The 23,678-nt window shown below is 67.1% G+C and carries 20 protein-coding genes and 1 other RNA gene; 11 read left to right on the top strand and 10 right to left on the bottom strand.

The window, feature by feature from the left end:
- Positions 1–46: 46 nt before the first annotated feature.
- Positions 47–2,452, bottom strand: a complete 2,406-nt coding sequence (gene lon, locus NUW50_RS15040) for an endopeptidase La (RefSeq protein WP_258289952.1) — start codon at positions 2,450–2,452, stop codon at positions 47–49.
- Between the two features lie 363 nt (positions 2,453–2,815).
- Here lon and NUW50_RS15035 point away from each other — a divergent pair, with 363 nt between their 5' ends.
- Complete coding sequence (locus NUW50_RS15035) at positions 2,816–3,679, top strand: hypothetical protein (RefSeq protein ID WP_258289951.1); 864 nt, start codon at positions 2,816–2,818, stop codon at positions 3,677–3,679.
- 97 nt (positions 3,680–3,776) lie between these two features.
- On the top strand, positions 3,777–4,415 hold the full coding sequence (locus NUW50_RS15030) for an exopolysaccharide biosynthesis protein (RefSeq protein WP_258289950.1): 639 nt from the start codon (positions 3,777–3,779) through the stop codon (positions 4,413–4,415).
- A gap of 18 nt (positions 4,416–4,433) precedes the next feature.
- Here NUW50_RS15030 and tgt read toward each other — a convergent pair whose 3' ends face one another.
- A complete protein-coding gene (tgt, locus tag NUW50_RS15025; RefSeq protein ID WP_258289949.1) occupies positions 4,434–5,564 on the bottom strand; it encodes a tRNA guanosine(34) transglycosylase Tgt in 1,131 nt (376 codons plus the stop codon).
- Between the two features lie 61 nt (positions 5,565–5,625).
- Positions 5,626–6,036 carry a hypothetical protein gene (locus NUW50_RS15020; protein ID WP_258289948.1) on the bottom strand — a complete coding sequence of 137 codons (411 nt, stop codon included), beginning with the start codon at positions 6,034–6,036 and terminating at the stop codon, positions 5,626–5,628.
- A gap of 137 nt (positions 6,037–6,173) precedes the next feature.
- Between NUW50_RS15020 and NUW50_RS15015 the strand changes: the two genes are divergently transcribed.
- From NUW50_RS15015 to NUW50_RS15005, 3 genes are read left to right on the top strand one after another with little or no spacing between them, the layout of a single operon-like run.
- Positions 6,174–7,682, top strand: a complete 1,509-nt coding sequence (locus NUW50_RS15015) for a class I adenylate-forming enzyme family protein (protein WP_258289947.1) — start codon at positions 6,174–6,176, stop codon at positions 7,680–7,682.
- A gap of 3 nt (positions 7,683–7,685) precedes the next feature.
- Positions 7,686–8,330: a DsbA family oxidoreductase gene (locus tag NUW50_RS15010; protein WP_258289946.1), complete on the top strand. Its 645-nt coding sequence runs from the start codon at positions 7,686–7,688 to the stop codon at positions 8,328–8,330.
- Positions 8,327–9,571, top strand: coding sequence for a multidrug effflux MFS transporter (locus tag NUW50_RS15005; RefSeq protein WP_258289945.1), 1,245 nt, complete (start codon positions 8,327–8,329; stop codon positions 9,569–9,571). Before NUW50_RS15010 ends, NUW50_RS15005 begins: the two co-directional genes overlap by 4 nt.
- A gap of 2 nt (positions 9,572–9,573) precedes the next feature.
- Here the strand turns inward: NUW50_RS15005 and mfd are convergent, their stop codons facing one another.
- Positions 9,574–13,035 carry a transcription-repair coupling factor gene (gene mfd / locus NUW50_RS15000; protein WP_258289944.1) on the bottom strand — a complete coding sequence of 1,154 codons (3,462 nt, stop codon included), beginning with the start codon at positions 13,033–13,035 and terminating at the stop codon, positions 9,574–9,576.
- A gap of 58 nt (positions 13,036–13,093) precedes the next feature.
- Positions 13,094–13,621 (bottom strand): component of SufBCD complex, encoded by a 528-nt coding sequence (locus NUW50_RS14995; RefSeq protein ID WP_258289943.1) that lies wholly within the window; start codon positions 13,619–13,621, stop codon positions 13,094–13,096.
- A gap of 144 nt (positions 13,622–13,765) precedes the next feature.
- Between NUW50_RS14995 and hemB the strand changes: the two genes are divergently transcribed.
- Complete coding sequence (hemB, locus tag NUW50_RS14990; RefSeq protein WP_258289942.1) at positions 13,766–14,785, top strand: porphobilinogen synthase; 1,020 nt, start codon at positions 13,766–13,768, stop codon at positions 14,783–14,785.
- Positions 14,786–14,966: 181 nt separating this feature from the next.
- Positions 14,967–15,536, top strand: a complete 570-nt coding sequence (locus NUW50_RS14985; RefSeq protein ID WP_258289941.1) for a YSC84-related protein — start codon at positions 14,967–14,969, stop codon at positions 15,534–15,536.
- An 81-nt stretch (positions 15,537–15,617) separates the two neighbouring features.
- Here the strand turns inward: NUW50_RS14985 and acuI are convergent, their stop codons facing one another.
- From acuI to NUW50_RS14965, 4 genes are read right to left on the bottom strand one after another with little or no spacing between them, the layout of a single operon-like run.
- Positions 15,618–16,607 carry an acryloyl-CoA reductase gene (acuI, locus tag NUW50_RS14980; protein ID WP_258289940.1) on the bottom strand — a complete coding sequence of 330 codons (990 nt, stop codon included), beginning with the start codon at positions 16,605–16,607 and terminating at the stop codon, positions 15,618–15,620.
- 11 nt (positions 16,608–16,618) lie between these two features.
- Positions 16,619–17,134: a DinB family protein gene (locus tag NUW50_RS14975; protein WP_258289939.1), complete on the bottom strand. Its 516-nt coding sequence runs from the start codon at positions 17,132–17,134 to the stop codon at positions 16,619–16,621.
- The gene (locus tag NUW50_RS14970; protein WP_258289938.1) at positions 17,131–17,838 is read right to left on the bottom strand and encodes a DUF1326 domain-containing protein; all 708 of its coding nucleotides are present in this window, start codon (positions 17,836–17,838) and stop codon (positions 17,131–17,133) included. The genes NUW50_RS14975 and NUW50_RS14970 overlap by 4 nt, the downstream gene beginning before the upstream one ends.
- Before the next feature lies 1 nt (position 17,839).
- A complete protein-coding gene (locus tag NUW50_RS14965) occupies positions 17,840–18,604 on the bottom strand; it encodes a DUF2182 domain-containing protein (protein WP_258289937.1) in 765 nt (254 codons plus the stop codon).
- A gap of 326 nt (positions 18,605–18,930) precedes the next feature.
- On the opposite strand from NUW50_RS14965, the gene NUW50_RS14960 reads away from it, so the two are divergent.
- Positions 18,931–19,983 (top strand): ABC transporter substrate-binding protein, encoded by a 1,053-nt coding sequence (locus NUW50_RS14960; protein ID WP_258289936.1) that lies wholly within the window; start codon positions 18,931–18,933, stop codon positions 19,981–19,983.
- Between the two features lie 75 nt (positions 19,984–20,058).
- On the opposite strand, the gene NUW50_RS14955 is transcribed toward NUW50_RS14960, so the two are convergent.
- Positions 20,059–20,388, bottom strand: coding sequence for a DHCW motif cupin fold protein (locus NUW50_RS14955; protein ID WP_258289935.1), 330 nt, complete (start codon positions 20,386–20,388; stop codon positions 20,059–20,061).
- 76 nt (positions 20,389–20,464) lie between these two features.
- Between NUW50_RS14955 and ssrA the strand changes: the two genes are divergently transcribed.
- The 3 genes from ssrA to NUW50_RS14940 all read left to right on the top strand — a co-directional run bounded on the left by ssrA (position 20,465) and on the right by NUW50_RS14940 (position 23,669).
- Positions 20,465–20,823, top strand: a transfer-messenger RNA (tmRNA) gene (gene ssrA / locus NUW50_RS14950).
- Between the two features lie 330 nt (positions 20,824–21,153).
- Positions 21,154–21,810 carry a TRAP transporter small permease subunit gene (locus NUW50_RS14945; RefSeq protein ID WP_258289934.1) on the top strand — a complete coding sequence of 219 codons (657 nt, stop codon included), beginning with the start codon at positions 21,154–21,156 and terminating at the stop codon, positions 21,808–21,810.
- Positions 21,807–23,669, top strand: a complete 1,863-nt coding sequence (locus NUW50_RS14940; protein WP_258289933.1) for a TRAP transporter large permease — start codon at positions 21,807–21,809, stop codon at positions 23,667–23,669. The genes NUW50_RS14945 and NUW50_RS14940 overlap by 4 nt, the downstream gene beginning before the upstream one ends.
- Positions 23,670–23,678: the final 9 nt, after the last annotated feature.

Genomic DNA, 23,678 nt, shown 5'->3' with positions numbered 1-23,678 from the left:
CGCCGATGCATCTGGCCGGCGGTGGGCGTTCGTCTTTCGTGGCCGTTCAGTGGGCGACGGCGCCCGGGGCCTCCTTGCCGGAAAGCCGGGCCAGCGCCGCAGCTTCCTCGGCGGCCTCATCCCAGTCCACCGGCTCGGGCTCGCGCACCAGCGCCAGGCGCAGCACTTCCGAGACATGGCTGACCGGAATGATCTCCAGCCCCGCCTTCACGTTGTCGGGGATCTCGGCCAGGTCCTTCTCGTTCTCCTCCGGAATCAGCACCGTCTTGATGCCGCCCCGCAGGGCGGCCAGAAGTTTCTCCTTCAGCCCGCCGATCGCCATCGCGTTGCCGCGCAGCGAGACCTCGCCCGTCATCGCGATGTCCTTGCGGACCGGTATCTGGGTCAGCACCGAGACGATCGAGGTCACCATCGCCAGACCGGCCGAGGGGCCGTCCTTTGGCGTCGCGCCGTCGGGAACGTGGACGTGGATGTCCATCGTCTCGAACATCGGCGGCTTGACCCCGATCTTGGCACTGATCGAGCGGACATAGCTGGCCGCCGCGTCGATGCTTTCCTTCATCACGTCGCCCAGCTTGCCGGTGGTCTTCATCCGGCCCTTGCCGGGCAAGCGCAGCGCCTCGATCTGCAGCAGATCACCGCCGACGCTGGTCCAGGCCAGCCCGGTCACGACGCCGATCTGGTCCTCCTTCTCGGCCAGGCCGTAGCGATAGCGCGGCACGCCCAGGTAGCTTTCCAGCACGTCGGGCGTCACCACCACCTGCTTCTCGGTGCCGCGGACGATCTTGGTCACCGCCTTGCGGGCCAGCTTGGCCAGTTCGCGCTCCAGGTTCCGCACCCCGGCCTCGCGGGTATAGGTGCGGATGATCTCGAGCAGCGCCTCGTCGGTCACCTTGAACTCGTCCTTGCGCAGACCGTGGTTCTTGATCTGCTTGGCGATCAGATGCTGCTTGGCGATCTCGGACTTCTCGTCCTCGGTGTAGCCGGCCAACGGAATGATCTCCATCCGGTCCAGCAGCGGCCCCGGCATGTTGTAGGAGTTCGCCGTGGTGATGAACATCACGTTCGACAGGTCGTATTCCACCTCGAGATAGTGGTCGGCGAAGGTGGCATTCTGTTCCGGGTCGAGCACCTCCAGCATCGCGCTGGCCGGGTCACCCCGGAAATCCTGCCCCATCTTGTCGATTTCATCGAGCAGGATCAGCGGGTTGGTGGTCTTCGCCTTCTTCAGCGCCTGGATGATCTTGCCGGGCATCGAACCGATATAGGTCCGCCGGTGGCCCCGAATCTCGCTTTCGTCCCGGACGCCGCCCAGGCTGATGCGGATGAACTCGCGTCCCGTCGCGCGGGCCACGGATTTGCCCAGCGAGGTCTTGCCCACGCCCGGAGGCCCGACCAGACACATGATCGGCCCCTTCAGCTTGCGCGAGCGTTGCTGCACGGCAAGATATTCGACGATCCGTTCCTTGACCTTCTCCAGCCCGTAGTGATCGGCGTCCAGCACCGCCTGCGCCCGGGTCAGGTCCTTCTTGACCCGACTCTTCACGCCCCAGGGCAGGGCCAGCAGCCAGTCCAGGTAGTTCCGCACCACGGTCGCTTCCGCCGACATCGGCGACATGGATTTCAGCTTCTTGACCTCGGCCTCGGCCTTGTCGCGGGCTTCCTTCGACAACTGGGTCTTGGCGATCTTCTCTTCCAGCTCGGCGACCTCGTTCTGGCCCTCCTCGCCGTCGCCCAGCTCGCGCTGGATCGCCTTCATCTGTTCGTTCAGATAGTATTCCCGCTGGGTGCGCTCCATCTGCGACTTCACCCGGGTCTTGATCTTCTTCTCGACCTGCAGGACGGACATTTCCCCCTGCATGTGGCCATAGACCTTTTCAAGCCGCTGCTCGACCGAGAGCGTTTCCAGAAGCTCCTGCTTCTGCCCGACCTCGATCCCAAGATGCCCGGCCACCAGATCGGCCAGCTTCGCCGGCTCGCGGGTGTCCGAGACCTGGCTGACGGCCTCTTCGGGGATGTTCTTCTTGATCTTGGCGTAGCGTTCGAATTCCTCGGCCACGGCGCGAACCAGGGCCGTCACCGCATCGGGTTCGCCCGGCAGCTCGGTCAGCGCGACGCAGGACGCCTCGAAATAGCGCGGGTTGTCGTGGTAATCGGTGATCCGCACCCGACTGTGCCCTTCGACCAGCACCTTCACGGTGCCGTCGGGCAGCTTCAGAAGCTGCAGGACGTTGGCCAGCACGCCGACCTTGTAGATCCCCTCGGAGGTGGGTTCGTCCACCGTGTGGTCGATCTGGCTCGACAGCAGGATCTGCTTGTCGTCCTTCATCACCTCTTCGAGGGCGCGCACCGATTTGTCCCGCCCGACGAAGAGCGGCACGATCATGTGCGGAAAGACCACGATCTCCCGCAGGGGGAGAACTGGATAGGATGGGTTCAACTGCTCGGACATGCTTGATCCTTTGTTGGCAGGAAGGCGCCGATCCCGGCTTCGCGGCGATCCCGGCCTTCCCCTGTTTGGTCACAATATCTGGGGTGTTCACCCCCCGGTTTCAACCAGGTCCACCACTGATTTGGGGGGAGTTTGCCCGGCTATTTCTTGGCTTACAAGTCAACTTTTGCGGCCCCGGCCCGCGAGCGGAGAACCGGAGGTTGTATCGAATGCGTCCGATTCAGCCCGCAAGAAGCCTGCCAAATTTCCCCAAGTTGCCCTGATTTCGGCACGTTGACGGATCATCAAGACGGCACCCGGGACGATCCCGGCATCTGATACCACAGGGTCCGGCCCGGTCGGACCCGTCCTGTCGGGAATGCCATGCAAAGGTTCCGCCGCCATATCCACCGCGAACGCCGCCGGATCGGGCTGTTCGTGCTGTTCGTCACCCTGGCCGCCTTCCTGATCTTCTCGGACGAGATCGGGATGGAGTTCGGCATCCGTCACGCCGCCCTTGCCGCCATCGGCACCGGGGTCGGCGCCGGGCTGGTGGCGCTCGGCCTGCTGATGATCACCCCTGGCTGGCGCCATTCGCTGGAAACCGTGGCGATCTCGACCCTGCTCTATGCGATGCTGATCGTGCAGGTTCCGAACGTCTCCTTTCACGACCAGACCCATTCCCTGGCCGCTTTCGTGGCCTTTCTGGTGGCTGCGGCGGCGATCCATCTGCTGATGTACGGTCGTTGGTCGGACCGTATCCTGCGGCTGCCAACCCATGTCGAACGCGCGACCTGCCATACCGGGTTGAGCCGCAAGGCACTGTGGACCGCGGCCAAGCCCGACCCCGACCACCCCGACAGCTACTGGGACCCGACGGTCGAGGAAATCCACCCGGTCGAAGGTGACGACCAGGCCCTGATCCTGTTCCACCGCTTTCCCAACGGGATGATGATGGAACAGCTGATCCGCTTCGATCAGGTCAATCCCGGCAAGTCGTTCCGTTACAGCTACGAGATCCTCGGCGCCCAGGAGCGTGGCAAGCAGACCATGGCCATGGTGCTGGAAAAGCGCGCCACCGGGATCGCCCTGCACCTGCGGTGGGAGCGCAGCGGCTATCCGTTGCGGATGGCGCTGATGCACTGGATCGACGATTGGGGCGGGCGCACGGTGGACCGGCAGCTGGAACGGCTGGAAGCCGCGCAGGCCACGCCCGCCGATGCCGGCGGTGCCCTGGCCGAGGCCTGAGCCCGGCCCCGGGGCCGCGTGCCCTCTGCGCCGCATCCGCGACGCCAAATCCCCGCCCCGACTGGAAACCGTGCCCTGCTGCGCCTAGTTTGGGGCGATGGATGCAGAGGCCGAACTGGGCGGTATCGACAAGGACGGCCACGCGCATGCGCTGGCCGTGCTGCTTGGACGTCTGCGCCGCATCGCCGGCCCCGCCGACGCCGACGACAGCCCCGATGCCCGTGCCAGCGTCCGCGAGCTGGTCGAGACGCTCGGCCCCGCGTCCTTTACCTCGCTGCTGCTGGTTCCGGCGCTGATCGTCGTTTCGCCACTGTCGGGGATCCCCTTCCTCCCGACGCTCTGCGGCCTGTCCATCGCGCTGATCGCCCTGCAGATGAGCTTTGGCCGCCAGCATATCTGGCTGCCGGACTGGATCTTGCGGCGTACCATGGACCGGAAACGGTTCCTGCGGGCGCTGACCTGGCTCGACCGGCCCGCCGGCTGGATCGACAGCGTAACGGCGCAGCGGCTGGCCTGGCTGACCCGCCTGCCCTTCCGCAGCCTGCTGCTGGCCGCCTGTGCCCTGGCCGGCGGCGCGATGCCGTTTCTGGAAATCCTGCCCTTCACCTCGTCGATCCTCGCCAGCGCCGTGGTGCTGATCGCGCTCGGCCTGCTGGTCGGCGACGGTCTGGCGGCCCTGCTGGGGCTGGGCTTCATCGGCGGCGGTATCTCGTTGATCGTCTGGCTGGTGGGCTGAGCCCGCCCTGCCGGCGCTTCAGAGCCGCTCGATATCGCCCTCGGCCCGAAGCCGGTCGAACTCGGCGACGAAGGCCCCGAACCGTGCCGCCGCGATCGCATCCCGCATGTCCTGCATCAGGGTCTGGTAATAGAGCAGGTTGTGCCAGGTCAGCAGCATCGAGGCGATGATCTCCTGCGCCCGCACGACATGGTGCAGATAGGCCCGGCTGTAGCCCCGGCAGCAGGGGCAGGCGCAGCTCTCGTCCAGCGGCCGCGGATCGTCCTGATGGCGGGCATTGCGCAGGTTCACCTGCCCGCGCCGGGTCCAGGCCTGCCCGGTCCGGCCCGACCGCGAGGGCAGCACGCAATCCATCATGTCGACCCCGCGCGCCACCGCGCCGACGATGTCGTCGGGCTTTCCGACGCCCATCAGATAGCGCGGCCGGTCCTGCGGCAGCATGTCGGGCGCATAGTCGAGGACGCCGAACATCGCCTCCTGCCCCTCGCCCACCGCCAGCCCGCCGATCGCATAGCCGTCAAACTGGATTTCCTTCAGTTTTTCGGCACTTTCACCGCGAAGTTCATGTGACACTCCGCCCTGCTGGATGCCGAACAGCGCATGTCCCGGCCGGTCCCCGAAGGCATCGCGCGAGCGCTGTGCCCAACGCATCGACAGCCGCATCGACCGCGCCACCGCCTCTTCCGTCGCCGGCAGCGCCGGGCATTCGTCGAAGGCCATGACGATGTCCGACCCCAGAAGCCGCTGAATCTCCATGCTGCGTTCCGGGGTCAGGTGGTGGCTGGAGCCGTCGATATGGCTCTTGAACCGGACCCCCTCCTCGTCCAGCTTGCGCAACGAGGCGAGGCTCATCACCTGGAAGCCGCCCGAATCGGTGAGGATCGGATGCGGCCAGTTCATGAAGCGGTGCAGCCCGCCCAGCCTGGCCACCCGCTCGGCCCCGGGCCGCAGCATCAGGTGATAGGTATTGCCCAGCAGGATGTCGGCGCCGGTCTCGCGCACCGATCCCGGCAGCATCGCCTTGACGGTGGCGGCGGTGCCGACCGGCATGAAGGCCGGGGTGCGGATCGCGCCGCGCGGGGTGTCGATGCGGCCGGTCCGCGCCTTGCCGTCCGTCGCCTGAAGCTGGAATGAGAATGCCTGGGTCATGGCCGTCGCCTACAGCTTTCCCGGCCCGCCTTCCAGCCCCTGCCCGGCACGGATCGTGGCGTCAGCTGGCCGGCACCGGCCGGGTGCAGAGCGCCTTCATCTCGACCGTCACCCAGGGCCGGTCCTCCAGAGCCGCATTGCCGACATGGGTCACCGTGGCGATCGCGCGATTGCCCCGGGTGACCGGCGTCACCGAGATCCGGTAGTCGTCGGTCCGGTTCCGGACGCCGGTAACACTCGTCACCCGTCCGCTCGCCTGACTGATCGCGGTGCCGCTGAGGCAATCGAACACATATTTGGCGGTGCCGTGATAGGCGATCCGCTGGCTGTCGGTCTCGGCCACCCAGACACCCTGGTTGCGGGCCACGAGGTCTTCCTGGCTGAGCCCCAGGTCGCCCGGCGCGCAGCCGCCGAGCATCAGGGCCAGGGCCGCGAAGGCCCCGCCAAATCGCACCGAATTGCCAATCGTCATGGTCCTGAACTCCCGTCTCTGACGCCGTTGCCGTACCCTAGCCAGCTTCGCCGCAGGGGGAAAGCGGGATCGGCAGGCTTCCGGCCACGGTTTCGGACCATCTTGCATCGCCGCGCCGGCGCAGGTAGCCCGGCCCAATGACTTCCCCGACTCCGTCATGGCCCGCGCCGCCGACCCCGTTCAACATGGCCGCCCATGTGCTGGCCAGGGCCGGCGCGCTGGCCGACAAGGTGGCGCTGTCTCTGGTCTCGCCCGACGGCGCCGAGGACTGGAGCTACGGCCGGCTCGAGACCGCGGTGCGGGGCACGGCCACGGGGCTGCTGGCGCGGGGGCTGGAGCCGGGCGACCGGGTGCTGCTGCGGCTCGGCAACTCGGTGGATTTCCCTGTCGCCTATCTCGGCGCCATTGCCGCCGGACTGGTGCCGGTGCCGAGTTCGGCGCAGCTCACCGGGCCCGAGATCACCAGGATGGCGCGGGTACTGGCGCCGAAGCTGGTCATCGCCGCCGCCGGGATCGCCCTGCCCGAGCTGACCGACGTTCCGGTGCTGGATCAGGAGGCCCTGCGCCAGATGCGGACCCTGCCGCCGGCGGCCTATGCGATGGGCGACCCCGACCGGCCCGCCTATGCCGTCTTCACCTCGGGGACCTCGGGCGTCTCGCGCGCGGTGCTGCACGCGCATCGGGCGATCTGGGCCAGGGGCATGATGACCGATGGCTGGTACGGGCTGCGCCAGGACGACCGGCTGCTGCATGCCGGAGCCTTCAACTGGACCTATACGCTGGGCACCGGGCTGATGGATCCCTGGACCGCCGGCGCCACGGCGCTGATCCCGGTCGAGGGCGTCACCTCGGCCGAACTGGGGGCGCTGCTGGCCCGCCATGACGCCACGCTGTTCGCCGCCGCGCCGGGGGTCTACCGGCAGATGCTGCGCGGGAACCTGCCGGCCTTGCCGGCGCTGCGCCACGGGCTGACGGCGGGCGAGAAGCTGCCCGAGATCACCCGCGCCCATTGGGTCGAGGCCACCGGCACCGCCCTGCACGAGGCCTACGGGATGTCGGAATGCTCGACCTTCATCTCGGGCTCGCCCGACCGCCCGGCCCCACCCGGCACCCTGGGCTATCCGCAGCCCGGGCGACGCATCGCGGTGCTGGGCGATGACGGCCCGGTGCCGGCCGGAACCCCCGGCGTGCTGGCGATCCACCGCAGCGATCCCGGCCTGATGCTGGGCTATCTGAACGCGCCTGAGGAAACCGCGGCAAGGTTCCGCGGCGACTGGTTCCTGACCGGCGACGTCGTCAGCCAGGGGGCCGATGGCGCCATCACCTATCAGGGCCGCGACGACGACATGATGAATGCCGGCGGCTTCCGGGTCTCGCCGGTCGAGGTCGAGGCGGCCCTGAACCGCCATCCCGAGGTCCTTGAAAGCGCCGCCGTCGAATTGCAGATCAAGGCCGATGCCTCGGTCATCGCCGCCTTCTACACCGCCGACCGCGACCTGCCCGAGGCCGAACTGACCGCATTCCTCGCCGACCATCTGGCCCACTACAAGATGCCGCGCCTGTTTCGCCGTATTCCCGAAATCCCCCGCGGCGCCAACAACAAGCTGTTGCGGCGCGCCCTGCGCGACCGCGCCAAGGAGACCTGAGCCATGATCAAGCTCGACATCATCTCGGATCCGGTCTGCCCCTGGTGCTATATCGGCAAGGCCAATCTGAGCCGGGCGCTGGAGGCGCATCCCGATCACCCTCTGACGCTGGAATGGCATCCCTTCCAGCTCAACCCCGAGATGCCCAAGGGCGGCATGGACCGGCGCGAATACCTGGAAACCAAGTTCGGCGGGCGCGAGAAGGCCGCCGAGGTCTACGCCCGGATCGCCGAACATGCCGAGGCGGCGGGGCTGGAAATCGCCTGGGACAAGATCACCCGGATGCCGAACTCGCTGGACGCGCATCGGCTGATCCACTGGGCCGGGATCGAGGGCCGCCAGACCCCGATGGTCGGCCGCCTGTTCCGCGCCTACTGGCAGGAGGGCCGCGACATCGGCGAGGCCGAGACCCTGACGGAACTGGCCGGCGAGGTCGGGATGGACAAGGCGTTGGTGGCCGAACTGCTGAAGGGCGATGCCGACGCCGAGGACATCCGCGCCCGTGACAGACATTCCCGGTCCCGCGGCGTCTCGGGCGTGCCGACATTCGTCGTCGCCGGGCAGCATGTGGTCTCCGGCGCGCAACCGCCGGAACTGTGGAACCAGGTGATCGAGGACATCCAGGCCCAGTTGAAGGAGCAGTCATGAGCGCGCCTTCGACCACGCCGGCCCGCTCCGGAGCGCGCCGCCTGTCCGAAACCGAGTTCGTCGCGCTGATGGCGCTGATCTTCGCGCTGCTGGCGCTGTCGATCGACTCGATGCTGCCGGCCTTTCCCGACATCGCCGCGCAGCTGACGCCCGAGGCGCCGAACCGGGCGCAGCTGATCCTGTCGGTCTTCATCCTGTCGATGGGGGTCGGCACCCTGTTCACCGGGCCGCTGTCCGATGCCTTCGGCCGCAAGCCGGTGATCACCGCCGGAATCGCGATCTACATCCTCGGCGCGCTGCTGGCATGGCACGCGCCGACGCTCGACACGCTGCTGATGGCGCGCGCCCTGCAGGGGCTGGGCGCCGGGGCGCCGCGCGTAGTCGGCACCGCGATGGTCCGCGACATCTACGAAGGCCGGCGCATGGCCCAGGTCACCTCCTTCGTGATGACGGTCTTCATGCTGGTGCCGGCGGTGGCGCCCTCGATGGGGCAGCTGGTGATCTCGGGATTCGGCTGGCGGGCGATCTTCGTGGTCTTCGTGCTGTTCGGGCTGGTCGCCGGGCTCTGGCTGAACCTGCGCCAGCCCGAGACGCTGCCCCCGTCCCAGCGGCGGAAGTTCCGCGTCACCGCCCTGCGGGCGGCCCTGGGCGAGGTGCTGCGCAACCGGCTGGCCATGCGCTACATCCTGGTGCTGACGCTGGGCTTCGGAACGCTCTTCACGCTGATCACCTCGATCCAGCCGATCTATGACCAGACCTTCGGCAAGGCGGGCTCGTTCCCGCTCTGGTTCATGGCCGGCGCGGTGATCTCGTCCAGCGGGACGGTGCTGAACGGGCTGCTGGTGATGCGTCTGGGGATGCGGCTGCTGGCTACGCTGGCCTTCGCGGCGCTGTTCATGCTCAGCCTGTGCTACGCCCTGGCCGTCTGGATGAACATCATCCCGCAATCCCTTGCCTTTGCACTGTTTTTCCTCTGGTCAACCGGCACGTTCTTCCTGAACGGCATGGTTTTCGGCAATCTCAACGCACTGGCGCTGCAACCGCTGGGCCATATCGCCGGAATGGCGGCCTCGATGATCGCGGCCTTCTCGACCATCGGCTCGGCACTGCTTTCGGTGCCCTTCGCGCTGGCCTTCGACGGCACGCCGATGCCGTTGCTGCTGGCGTCGGTGCTGTTCTCGGGGATTTCCTGGCTGCTGATGCAAGGCAGCCGCCATGCCGCCGAGTCGCCGCAGGGATAGGTTCAGCCGGCGGCGGCGTGTCTGGCCAGGCTCTGGGCAATGGCGAAGGCGCCCTTGATCTTGTCGGATTCCTTGGGCCAGTCGCGGATCAGGATGATCTTGTTGTCCTTGATCCGGGCGCCCGCGCCCTCGGCCCGGACGAAATCCACCAACCCGGCGGGATTGGGGAACTTGTCGTTGTGGAACTGGACGGTGACGCCCTTCGGCCCCGCATCCAGCCGCGCGATCCGGGCCTTCTTGCATTCGGCCTTGATCCGCACCACCAGCAGCAGGGTGTTCACCTCGCGCGGCAACTTGCCGAAACGGTCGATCAGCTCGGCGGCAAAACCTTCCAGCTCGACCTTGGTGGTCAGGTTCGACAACCGCCGATAGAGGCCGAGCCGCAGGTCGAGATCGGGCACGTAATCCTCGGGGATCAGCACCGAGACACCCAGGTTGATCTGCGGCGCCCACTGGCCGTCCGAGTCGGTCAGCCCCTCCAGCTCGCCCGAGCGGAGCTTGTCGATCGCTTCCTGCAGCATCGCCTGGTAGAGTTCATAGCCGACCTCGCGGATATGGCCCGACTGTTCCTCGCCGACCAGATTTCCGGCGCCGCGGATGTCGAGATCCTGGCTGGCCAGGGTGAATCCCGCGCCCAGTGAATCGAAACTGCCCAGCACCCGCAGCCGCTTCTCGGCCACCGGGTTCAGCTTCTGCCCCGGCTTGGTGGTGAGATAGGCATAGGCGCGGGTCTTGGAGCGCCCGACCCGACCCCGGATCTGATAGAGTTGCGACAGGCCGAACATGTCGGCGCGATGCACGATCATCGTGTTGGCGGTCGGGATGTCCAGCCCGCTCTCGACGATCGTGGTGGCCAGCAGCACATCGTACTTGCCGTCGTAGAAGGCGTTCATCCTGTCGTCGAGCTCACCCGCCGCCATCTGGCCATGCGCCTGAATGAAGCTGACCTCGGGCACATGGTCGCGCAGGAACTCCTCGATCTCGGGCAGATCGGCGATGCGCGGCACGACAAAGAAGCTCTGCCCGCCCCGGTAATGCTCGCGCAGCAGCGCCTCGCGCAGCGTGACGGTGTCGAATTCGCTGACATAGGTGCGGATCGCCAGCCGGTCCACCGGCGGGGTGCCGATCAGCGACAGGTCGCGGACCCCGGTCAGGCTGAGTTGCAGGGTGCGCGGGATCGGCGTCGCGGTGAGCGTCAGCACATGGATGTCCGAGCGCAGTTCCTTCAGCCGTTCCTTGTGGTTGACCCCGAAATGCTGCTCCTCGTCGATGATCAGCAGGCCCAGGTCCTTGAACTTGATGCCCTTGGCCAGCAGGGCATGGGTGCCGATGACGATATCGACCTCGCCGCTGGCCAGACCTTCGCGGGTCTTGGCCGCCTCGGCGCCGGTGACGAAGCGCGACAGGGTGCGGATCGTTACCGGGAAGCCCCGGAACCGTTCGCGGAAGCTGGCGTAATGCTGCCGGGCCAGAAGGGTCGTCGGCGCGATCAGCGCCACCTGGTAGCCGGCCATCGCGGCGATGAAGGCGGCACGCATCGCCACCTCGGTCTTTCCGAAGCCCACGTCGCCGCAGACCAGCCGGTCCATCGGCGCTCCGGCGGCCAGGTCGGCGGTCACTTCCTCGATGGCGCGCAGCTGGTCGTCGGTCTCGGTATAGGGGAAGCGGGCGGCGAAATCCTCCCAGGCGCCATGCTCCGGCTCCATCACCGGGGCCTTGCGCAAGAGCCGTTCGGCGGCGATCCGGATCAGCCGGTCGGCGATCTCGCGGATGCGCTCCTTGAGCTTGGCCTTCTTGGCCTGCCAGGCACCGCCGCCAAGCTTGTCGAGCAGCCCTTCGTCATGGCCGTAGCGGCTGAGCAGTTCGATGTTCTCGACCGGCAGGTAGAGCCGGTCGCCGCCGGCATATTCCAGATGCAGGCATTCGTGCTGGGCACCCAGGGCCTGCACCACGGTCAGGCCGATGAACCGCCCGACGCCGTGATCGACATGCACCACCAGATCGCCCGGCCCGAGGCTCTGCGCCTCGGTCAGGAAGTTGTCGGCCTTGCGGCGCTTGCGGGTCTGCCGGATCAGCCGGTCGCCCAGCACGTCCTGCTCCGAGATCACCGTCAGCCCGCGCGCCTCGAAGCCGCTCTCCAGCGGCCAGACGGTCAGGAAGACCCCGCCGCGGGCATCGGGAATGTCGCGGAAGTCGGCCACCTCGGTGGTCTCGGGCAGGCCGTGGTCCGAGAGCAGCCCGCCGATCCGTTCCCGCGCCCCTTCCGACCAGGAGGCGACGACCACCGGGCCAACTTTGCGTCTTGCTTGAAGATGTTCGACCAAGGCATCGAAAAGGTTCAGCTTTTCGGTCTGACGCTCGGGCGCGAAATTGCGTCCGATCCGGCCCCCGGCATCAATGGAATTGGCCCCGGTCGGCTGCGGCAGGACCGACAGCCGCAACAACCGCCGCGACGCCAGCGTGGTTTCCCAGTCGGCGGTGTCCATGTAGAGCGGCTTCGGCGGCGCCGGCTTGTAGACCGTGTCCATCCGGCCCTTCTGGGTCAGCGCGGTGCGACGGGTGTCATACTGGTCCTCGATCGTCTCCCACCGTGCCAACCGGGCCGGCTCGACCTGATCGTCGAGCATCACCGGGGCCCCGGGCAGATAGTCGAACAGGGTTTCCAGGCTTTCGTGGAAGAAGCTCAGCCAGTGCTCCATTCCCTGATGCTTGCGGCCGGCGGTCACGGCCTCGTAGAGCGGATCGTCGGTGCCCGCCGCGCCGAACTCGATCCGGTAGTTCTGCCGGAACCGGGTGATCGCGGCATCGTCGAGGATCACTTCCGAGACCGGCGCAAGCTCGACCACAGACAGTTTCTCGATCGTGCGCTGGCTCTCGGGGTCAAAGCGCCGGGCCCCGTCGAGCTGATCGCCGAAGAGGTCGAGCCGGATCGGCCCGCCCTCGCCGGAGCGGCTCTGCGGCGGGAAGATGTCGATGATGCCGCCGCGCACCGCATAGTCGCCCGGCTCGGTCACCGTCGCGGTCTGCACAAAGCCCATGCGGACCAGGAAGCTGCGCAGCGCCGCCTCGTCCAGCCGGCTGCCGACCGTGGCCACGAAGGCCGCGTCCCGCAGCGTGGCGCGGGTCGGGACCCTCTGCATCGCACCGTTCAGCGTGGTCAGCAGGATGAACCGTTTCGGCACCGAACCGGTCGCCAGCGCCGCCAGCGTCGCCATCCGCCCGGCCGAAATCTCGGGGTTCGGCGAGACCCGGTCATAGGGCAGGCAGTCCCAGGCCGGGAAGGTCAGCACCGGCAGGTCGGGCGCGAAGAAGGCCAGCGCCGCCTGCATCGCCGCCAGCCGCTTGTCGTCGCGGGCAACATGGATCACCGGCCCGCCGCATTTCGTGACCTCCTCGCGCAGGAGCAGGGCGTCGAAGCCCTCGGGGGCGCCGGAAAGCAGTATCTGGCAGGGATCTTCGGTCATGGCAGCGGGCATCGGCTTGGGCTGGAAAGGGCGGAAATGGCCCCGCAGCGGCGCAGAGTCAATTGCCGAACGGACCGACGTAGACGTTCTTGTACATGCCCCACATCGAGGTGACGAAGATCGCCAGGATGCCGATCAGCTGGGTCCAGAACCGGTGCCGGGTCAGCCGGCGGCACAGCAGTTCGCCATGGCTCTGCTCTTCCGAGATCAGGCTGGCGGTCGAGATCGACAGCAGCCCGACGAAGCTCATCGGAAAGCCGATCAGGAACACGGCCTGGGCGAATTCGATCCGGTAGCCGAAGCCGAGGATGCCGAGGATGGTCAGGATGGCCGAGCCGAAGGCGATCAGCCAGAGCCCCGCCACCGAGCCGATCAGCAGGATCCGGTTGACGTTGACCCGGACGATGTCCTCGAGATCCTGCATCGCCTGGCCGCCCTTGCGGCGGGCGCGCAGCACCATGTCGAACGGCACGCCCAGCACCCAATGCGAGGCGGTGGACCAGACGACGGCCAGCGCGATCCAGTACCAGAGGTTCGAGAATGATCGCATGTCGATCACTTCGAAGATGATCTCGAACCAGTCCATCGTGCCAAGGCTCTCCTGCGGTGCCGGCGGACCCTAAGCCCGCTTGCCCTGGACCGCCACCCTTGAGGTGGGGGAGAAACCATGCAAATCAGGACAATGTGACATTCGGAAAACAGCCCCGAGGCGAAATCCATGAACGGTCCGATGACTGGTCCATTCGGCGCGGCCCCTGCCGGGTCGGACTCTCCCCGACCCAGGCACAGGTTTCGCAGGTTGCGCCGCAGCGCTTCCCTGCGGGCGCTGGTGCGCGAAACCCGGCTTTCGGTCGATGACCTGATCTGGCCGGTCTTCGTCAAGGACGGAGATGGCGCCGACGAGCCGATCGCCTCGATGCCCGGCGTCGCACGGCGCTCGATCGGCTCGGTCGTGGCGGCGGCGGAGGAGGCGCAGTCGCTGGGCATCCCGGCGATCTGCCTGTTTCCCTATATCGAACCGCATCTGAAGACCGAGGACTGCGCCGATGTCTGGTCGGACGACAACCTGGTCAACCGCACCATCCGCGCGGTCAAGGCGGCCGCGCCGGACGTCTCGGTGATGACCGACATCGCGCTCGACCCCTACAACATCAACGGCCATGACGGCTATGTGGTGGACGGCGAGATCCTGAATGACGAGACCGTGGCGGCGCTGGTCAGGATGGCCCTGGCGCAGGCCCGTGCGGGGGCCGACATCCTGGGGCCCTCGGACATGATGGACGGGCGGATCGGCGCGATCCGGCAGGCGCTGGAGGCCGTAGGGCATCAGGGAGTCACCATCCTCAGCTATGCCGCCAAATATGCCAGCGCCTTCTACGGCCCGTTCCGCGACGCGGTGGGCGCCTCGGGGGCGCTGAAGGGCGACAAGAAGACCTATCAGATGGACCCGGGCAATTCCGACGAGGCGCTGCGGCTGGTCGCCCGCGATCTCGACGAGGGCGCCGACATGGTGATGGTCAAGCCGGGGATGCCCTATCTCGACATCTGCCGCAGGGTGAAGGAGGAGTTCGGGGTGCCGACCTTCGCCTATCAGGTCTCGGGCGAATACGCGATGCTGGCCGGGGCGGCGCAGAACGGCTGGCTGGACCATGACAAGGTGATGCTTGAAAGCCTGCTGGCCTTCAAGCGTGCCGGCTGCGACGGGGTGCTGACCTATTTCGCCCCGCAGGCGGCGCGATTGCTGGGCTGATGCGGCCGGGCGGCGCCGCGACAATCCGGCGGTTCTCGGCCTGCGCTGCGATTACCGGATGACAAGTGGCGGAATTCGACACTATACTTAGCGGTGAACGGCCGGATAAGGCCGACATGTTCGGTCGGAAACGGCCGGACGATGGAAAACTGAGGCAACCGGCAAGGCGAGGACAGATCAGATGATCCGTTACACTTCCATTCTTTCGCGGCGCGGCTTCGTGGTCGGCGCGGGCAGCACCGGGCTTCTGGCCGCCTGCAACAACGGGGTCGGTTCACGCGGCGCCGAAGCGATCGACGCCCGCGTCGATGCGACGCTGAACTTCCTCTACGGGAAATACCCCGGCACCCGGAGCCTGGCCGACAAGGCGGCCGGGATGCTGGTGATGCCTCTGGTGACCAAGGCCGGCTTCGGGATCGGCGGCTCCTACGGGCGCGGCGCCCTGCGGGTCGGCGGGGTCTCGGTCGATTACTATTCGGCGGCCTCGGCGACCGTCGGCCTGCAGATCGGCGCCCAGCAATATGCGCATGTGCTGTTCTTCATGACCGAGGAAGCCCTGGCCGGGTTCCGCCGCTCCTACGGCTATGCCGTCGGCGGCGACATCGAATACACCTTCAACGACAACGGCGAGAACCTGTCGGCCGAGACCACGACCTCGCTGGCGCCGGTGATCGCCCTGATCTTCGGTCAGGCCGGCCTGATCGTGGGCGCGACGCTCGAAGGCACGAAATACACAAGGATCATTCCCTGATCCCGCCGGCCAAGGGGGGCGCTGCCCCCTGGCTGCGCCTCCCCCCGGAGTATTTGCACCCCGAAGACGGGCGGATCGCCCTCAGGCGTTGAGGTCGACGACCACCCGGCCCTGCACGCCGCCCTTCAGGATCGCGGCGCCGAGCGCCGGGAGGTCTTCCAGGGTTGCGGGATGGATCATGCTTTCGAGCTTCGAGAGCGGCAGGTCGCGGGCGATGCGCGACCAGGCCTCGACCCGGTCGGCATAGGGGCGCATCACCGAATCGATGCCCAGCAGATTGACCCCGCGCAGCAGGAACGGGATCACCGTCGCGGGCAGGTTTGCGCCGCCGGCCAGGCCGACGGCGGCGACCGAGGCGCCGTATTTCATCTGCCCCAGCACACGGGCCAGCATCGCGCCGCCAACCGCGTCGATGCAGCCCGACCAGGTCTCGGATTCGAGCGGGCGCTTGACGGTTTCGGCCAGTTCGGCGCGGGGCACGATCCGGCTGGCGCCGAGATCGCGCAGATAGGCCTCGGTCTCGGGCCGGCCGGTGACCGCCGCCACCTCGTGCCCGAGCGCCGCCAGCAGCGCCACCGCGACCGAGCCGACCCCGCCGGCCGCACCGGTGACCAGCACCGGCCCCTGCCCCGGTTTCAGCCCGTGCCGTTCCAGCGCCATCACCGCCAGCATCGCGGTGAAGCCTGCGGTGCCGACCGCCATGGCGATCCGCGGCGACAGCCCCTCGGGCAGCGGCACCAGCCAGTCGGCCTTGACCCGGGCCTTCTGGGCGTAGCCGCCCCAATGCGCCTCGCCCACCCGCCAGCCGGTCAGCACCACCTTGTCGCCGGGCGCGTAGCGGTCGTCGGTCGAGCTCTCGACGGTTCCGGCAAAGTCGATGCCCGGCACATGCGGATAGTTGCGCACCAGGCCGCCGCCGGGACCGAGACAGAGCCCGTCCTTGTAGTTCAGCGTCGAATATTCGACCGCCACCGTCACCTCGCCCTCGGGCAGGCGGTCGAGATCGATCTGCTGCACCGAGGCCTTCGGCGCGGCATCGCCGTCCTTCTCGACGATCAGGGCTTTGAACATGGCGGTTCCTTTCAGGCGTCTGCGGGCATGAAGCCCAGGTCGGTGTCGTCGGGGCGGCAGCCAAAGCCGGTCAGCAGCGCATGGACCTGGCCGCGGTGATGGGTCTGGTGGTTGAACATATGCGCGACCAGAAGCGCAAGCGGTTTCGTCTGGGTGCCGCCGGCAAGCCCCGATTGCCAGGTCAGGTCCCCTTCCAGCGCCGATTCGGTCAGCCCGTCGGCCCAGGCGATCAGCCTTGCGTCGGTCTCGACCCGGGCGGCGCAGAGCGGCTCCCAGTCGGGATACCAGTCCGGGCTTTGCGCACCGCGGGCGGCAGGCATCTCCCAGCCGTCGAACCGCGACATCCAGACATGGTCAATGGTCAGGATATGGCAGAGCGTGCGCTGCACCGAGCCGAAGAAGGCGCCGCGATCCTCGCGCCGCTGGGCGTCGGTGAGCTTGTCGGCCTCGCGATAGAGGCTGCGGTTCTGCCAGGCGTTGTAACGGGCCATCAGCCGGGCGTAATCCGGTGTGACGAGTGCGGTCATGGGCGCGGCCCCTTCCAGTCGATGGCGCAGATCTCGCCGGACTTGCCCGAGAAGTCCCAGACCCTTCCGTAATCGCGCACCTTGCTCTTCAGCCCGCGCGCCGCGATCACGTCCGGGCCCATCCAGTACTTGGTGTTCGAGATCATGATCGGATGCTCGGGGTCGCGGCCCGGCAGCATCTCGATCTCGCCCTGAATCTTGCGCCCGATCATCAGGCTGCGCCGGTTGCCGTCGCGGATGATCTCGACCTTCTCGCGCTCGGCGCCGATGATTTCCGAGACCAGCAGGGTGAAGAGCCCGGTGGTGCCGCCGGCTGCGCCCGAGAGGATCTGCAGCAGGCCGTTGTAGCCCTTCTGCGTCACCCGCTCGTCGATATAGGCGGCGACCTTCCAGTCGCCCTCGGCCATCTTGCCGGGAATCTCGACCATCAGCCCGACGTTCAGCCCCGACAGGCTTTCGCCCTCGTAATGGCCCTCGTCGATGGCAATCGCCATCCAGGCCTTGCAGGAGCCTTCGGTCGGCGGGTGCTGGCCGAGGCTGACCACGCAGGGACAAAAGACGGTGCAGGAGCAGTTGAGGAACAGCTCGCCCTTGATCGCCCACTGGGTCGGGCGGCTCTTGCGGCGCAGTCCGTTGCCCATCTGCTGGATGATCCGGTCGCGGACTCTCAGGCGGTCCGGCGGGCTGTCTGGCGTATCGGTCATGTCATCCTCCGAAGACAGTGAATGCGGCGGTGGCGATCAGCGCGGCGCCGGCCGGGCGGCGCAGGCGCAGGCCCAGGGCGGGGAGTTTTTCGAGCACCATGAACAGTGTCGCCAGGCCCATGAAGCCCAGCGACATGGCGCCGCCGACAAAGGCCAGCGCCATCAGCGCCCAGCAGCAGCCGATGCAGGCAAGGCCGATCTCGACCCCCATCCGGACCGCGCCCCGGCGGCCGGGGCGGAAGCGGCCGAGGAAATAGCCGGAAGGTGTCAGGCAGGCGATCTGGCAGGCGGTCTTGGCGCGGGTGAACTGCCACAGCCCCGCCGCCAGCAGCAGGGCGGCAGCGGCGCGCGGATCGGTCAGGGCACCCAGCGGGCCGAGGGCGCCGAAGTGGACCAGAAGCATCTGCGCCAGGGCAAAGCCCAGCGAAGCCAGCAGCCAGACAGCGAGATAGCCCCAGACCAGCGCCAGGGCGCCGGCCGAATCGGCCCCGGCACGGGGCGGCAGATCGGCCCAGGCCGCCAGGGTCGGGCCGAGTGTCGGCAGCATCATCGCCGCCGCCATGAGCGCCCACATCGCCAGCAGCACCGGCAGCCCGCCCAGCGGAAGGGCCGCGATCCGGGCCGGCCCGCAAAGCGGATCGGGTCCGGCCGCCAGGGCAAAGAGCCCGCTCCAGGCCAGCAACACGGCAAGAAAGACGCCCAGCCAGAGCCGATAGCGGCGCGGCCCGGCCCCGCCGGGCAGACGCAGCAGAAGGCGGGTCAGCATGTCCGGGCTCCTCGCGGGCCCGAACGACGGCCCTGCGCAGTCCGGTCTGACGCTCTGGCCGATGTCGCTGTCGGTCATCTACCCCTCGCCTGTCCCGGCCCTGCCCCTTGCGGCGCAGCACCCGGCGCCGAGTCTTCCAGAACCGCCCAGAAATGACAATCCGCCGCCGCTCCGGAAGGCAAGACGCCGCAGCGACGGGCCGCAGCTCCGGCGAGGCGGCGCAAACTGTCCCGACAACGCGACGCGAAGTCTTGTGTCGTGTTCCATTGCTGCTAGTTTCGGCCCGCTGCCGCGATGCCGGCAGGTTCCCAGAGAGGACCTCATAGATGAACACCACCACCCGCCTCTTCGGCTCTGCCGCCCTGGCCCTGACTCTCGGCGCTCCGGCTCTGCATGCCGCCGACCCGGACCTGCTGGTCTATGATTATTCCGGCTTCGAATACCCGAGCTTCCATTCGACATACATCGCCAAGAACGGCGACAGCCCCAGCTTCACCTTCTTCGGTGACGAGGAAGAGGCGCTGCAGAAGGTGCTGTCGGGCTTCAAGGTCGATGTCGCGCATATCTGCGCCGGCTCGGTCAACAAATGGACTGATTCGGGCGTGCTCGAACCCTGGGACACCTCGAAGATCACCTTCTACGACGATCTCGACAAGAACCTGACCGGCGAGCAGGTTGCCGGCGCAGACGAGGATGTCTGGTTCATCCCGACCGATTTCGGCTCGACCGCGATTTCCTACAATGCCGACAAGGTGCCGGCCGAGGATGTCGCCTCGCTCGACGTGTTCCTGAACCCGAAATACGAAGGCCGCACCTCGATCGCCGACAATGTCGATGACGCCTATGCGCTGGCCTATCTGGCGACCGGCGTGACGGACTGGCGGAACATCACCGAAGAACAGTTCCAGGCCGCCTCTGCCTGGCTGCGCGAGGCGCACAAGAACCTGCGCACCTACTGGGTCGATCCGGCCGAGGTTGCCACGCTGCTGGCCACCGGCGAGGTTCTGGTCGCCTGGACCTGGAACGAGACCCTACCGACCATGGTTGACGAGGGCTTCCCGATCGGCTTCCAGCGCGATGCCAAGGAAGGTTCGTCGCTGTGGCTCTGCGGGCTGGTCAACCTCAAGGACGGCCCCGGCTCCGAGGAGAAGGTCTATGACTATGCCAATGCCTTCCTCGACCCGTCCTCGACCCAGGCGCTGATGGATGCCGGCTGGGGCCAGGCCAACAAGCCGGCGATGGACGCGCTCGGCCCCGAGGCCCTGGAAGCCGTCGGCCTCGGCCCGACCACGACCCCGGTTCTGGCGCAGCTGCCGCTGTCGGTCGAGTGGCGGCAACGGCACTCGGACGAATTCGAGAAGATCAAGGCCGGGTTCTGATCCCGCCGATCCGATGTCCTGCGGTTCGGGCGGTCCTTCGGGGCCGCCCTTTCCTTTCGGCGCTCCGGCCCGGCGTCAATCGACGATGAACAGTCGGGCGCCCCGGCGTGTGCGCGAGCGATGCGCCAGCGCCCCGTCGCCGACCTGATAGGAGCACCCCGGTGTCAGCGTCACGGTCCGGCCATCGGCCAGTTCGGTTTCCAGCTCTCCGTCGAGGCAGTAGAGCACATGGCCCTTCTCGCACCAGTGATCGGCCAGATAGCCGGGCGAATAGGTCACGATCCGGACCCGGATCGGGCCGAAATGGCGGGTCTGCCAGAGCGCCTCTCCGGTCTCGCCGGGATGGGTCTCGACCGGCTGCTCCGCCCAGTCCACGGTCTCGAAGGCAAAGGGCGGCATCTGCATGGCGCGGCTCCTGATGGCTGGATCCCGGATGCCACATCGCCCTGCCTGCGGCAAGGCCGCCACCGATCCGCCCGCCCCCCTTGCCGAACGCCGCGCGAATCCCTACATTCGGGTTGTCCGGGGCAACTCGGACTATGGCGATAAACGCGCTCGTAATAAGCGGCTCGGACCCGGGGGCGGTACCCGGCGACTCCACCATAACCCCCTGGTATTGCAGGGTCTTGGGGTCGAAATAGGATCGACGAACGTGTAAAGGGGATTGCTTTCGCTCGGTGAGGTACCACCGTTATCGGTCCGAAATGTACAGTTGCCAATAACAACCGTGCTCCGGCAATGGCTCTGGCTGCGTAAGCAGTTCGAGTCGCCGAAACTAAGTCCTCTCGCCTAGCCGCGTGAGGCGGGGTCCGCAGGCACCTGGCAACAGAAGCCTGCACTTCCTCCCACCAGGTTCGCCCCCCACGTCCCCGGCCCTGCGCAGGGATGCGGGCCGAAGCGCGCCCGGCGCCGGAGCGATTCGGCATCGTGCCCTTGCCCCCGGGGTCCGTCACGCCCCGCAGTGATGCATTCGGCAGCACCTGCGATCGTTCCCGCCATATTGCACTGCGACATGACCGCCCGGCTGCGCGAAATCATTGATTTCCGAGGTTCGCTGCGACAACCTGCAGCAGCGCGACGGATCGTGTGGAATTGACATGGGGACAAACCCCGGCAATACGCGGCTGCCTAAGAACGGCGGTGACCTGAACCCGCGCGGGGAGGACATTAATGACGAGTTTACTTCCGGTTGCGCGCGCAATCGACCGGATCAACGAGCTTATCGGCAAATCTGTCTCGTGGCTGATCCTTGTGGCAGTGCTGGTTTCGGCGGCGAACGCCATCATCCGAAAGACACTGAACACCTCATCCAACGCCTGGCTGGAACTGCAGTGGTACCTGTTCGGTGCCGCCTTCCTTCTGGCTGCGGCCTATACGCTGAAATCCAACGAGCACATCCGCATCGACATCGTCTACGGCGCCCTGTCGCGGCGGGTCCAGCACTGGATCGACCTGATCGGCCATGTGCTGTTCCTGATGCCCTTCACCTGCCTGATGCTCTGGCTGCTGATCCCCTATGTGGCGCGCAGCTACCGGATCCAGGAAGTCTCGACCAATGCCGGCGGGCTGATCATCTGGCCGGCCAAGGCATTGCTGCTGGCCGGCTTCGTGCTGCTGTTCTTTCAGGGCATCTCGGAGATCATCAAGAAGATCGCCATCATGCGCGGCGCGATGGAGGATCCGACCCCGTTCCACACCGCGCATGAGGCGGCCGAACTGGAAGCCGCCGCGCTGCTGCGCGAAATGGCCGGCGAGGACGTGCCGGACACCCTGACAGGCAACGCCCCGCCCTCTGGCGACAAGAAGACGGACGGATCTCCCAAATGATGGAACTCATCGCGCAGAACATGGCGCCGATCATGTTCGCCTCGCTGATCGTGTTCCTGCTTCTTGGTTACCCGGTCGCCTTCTCGCTGGCAGCGAATGGCCTTCTGTTCTTCTTCATCGGAGTTGAACTGGCACCGTTGTCGAACGGCTCGATCTATCTCAGCTACAACCTGCTTGGCACCCTGCCCGACCGGTTCTTCGGCGGGATCATGGCCAATGACACGTTGCTGGCGATTCCATTCTTCACCTTCATGGGGATCATCCTGGAACGATCCGGCATGGCCGAGGATCTGCTCGACACAATCGGTCAGCTCTTCGGCCCGGTGCGCGGCGGTCTGGCCTATGCGGTGATCATCGTCGGGGCGCTGCTGGCGGCGACCACCGGTGTCGTCGCGGCCAGCGTCATCGCCATGGGGCTGATCTCCCTGCCGATCATGCTGCGCTACGGCTATGACAGGCGGATCGCCTCGGGGGCCATCGCGGCCTCGGGCACGCTGGCACAGATCATCCCGCCGTCGCTGGTGCTGATCGTCCTGGCCGACCAGCTGGGCCGCTCGGTGGGCGACATGTACAAGGGCGCCCTGTTTCCCGGCCTGCTGCTGACCGGCATCTACCTGAGCTACATCATGGTGGTCTCGATCGTCCGGCCCAAGATGATGCCGGCGCTGCCGAAAGAGGCGCGCACCCTGGGATCGGGCGTGCTGAGCCTGCTGGTCGCAATCGCATTGACCGTGGCGCTTGCCTATTACGCCATCATGTACATGAAGCCCGAGCACGGCGACAACGCCGACATCCTCGGCGCGGCGCTGGCGGTTCTGGTGATGTATTCGGCAGCGGTGCTGGACAAGGTGCTCAAGACCAACATCATGTCGCGGCTGACCCAGCAGGTCATCATCGTGCTGATCCCGCCGCTGGCACTGATCTTCCTGGTGCTGGGCACGATCTTCCTGGGCATCGCCACCCCCACCGAAGGCGGCGCCATGGGGGCCGTCGGTGCGCTGGTGCTGGCCGCGATGAAGCGGCGCCTGAACTTCGAGGTGGTCCGCTCGGCCCTGGCCTCGACCACGCGGCTGTCGGCCTTCGTGCTGTTCATCCTGATCGGGGCGCGGGTGTTCTCGCTGACCTTCTACGGCGTCAACGGCCATATCTGGGTCGAGCATCTGCTGATCTCGCTGCCGGGCGGCGAAACCGGCTTCCTGATCGCGGTGTCGATCCTGGTCTTCCTGCTGGCCTTCTTCCTCGACTTCTTCGAGCTGGCCTTCATCATCGTGCCGTTGCTGGCACCGGCGGCGGAACGGCTGGGGATCGACCTGATCTGGTTCGGGATCATCCTGGGCGTGAACATGCAGACCTCGTTCATGCACCCGCCCTTCGGCTTTGCGCTGTTCTACCTGAGGTCGGTGGCGCCGAGGATGCCGTTCCTCGACAAGGTGACGGGGAAACAGACCGCTCCGGTGACGACGGCGCAGATCTACTGGGGCGCGGTGCCCTTCGTCTTCATCCAAGTGGCGATGATCGCGATCGTGATCTCCTTCCCCGGTCTGGTGCTGCGCTACAAGGGGCCGCCGGTCGACACCTCGAACATCACATTCACCATCCCGGGCAGCACCGATGGCGCCGAGACGCCCGGCGGGATCGGCCTGCCCCCGGGTCTGGGCGGCGGGGCACCGCCCGGCCTGGGCGGCGGCTCCGTGCCGCCGGGCCTGGGTGGAGGTGCTCCGCCGGGCCTGGGTGGCGGGTCGGCACCGCCGGGTCTGGGTGGAGAGGCTCCGCCCGGTCTGGGTGGCGGGACCGCCGCGCCGCCGCCGGGGCTGGGTGGCGACACGCCAAAGCCGGACCCCGATGCCGGCGGCAACTGATCCACGACG

The organism is Frigidibacter sp. ROC022 (genome assembly GCF_024723735.1).
Classification (GTDB): Bacteria; Pseudomonadota; Alphaproteobacteria; order Rhodobacterales; family Rhodobacteraceae; genus SLM-1.
The sequence above is the reverse complement of the archived record's forward strand: the minus strand, read 5'-3'. Positions and strand labels throughout refer to the sequence as shown.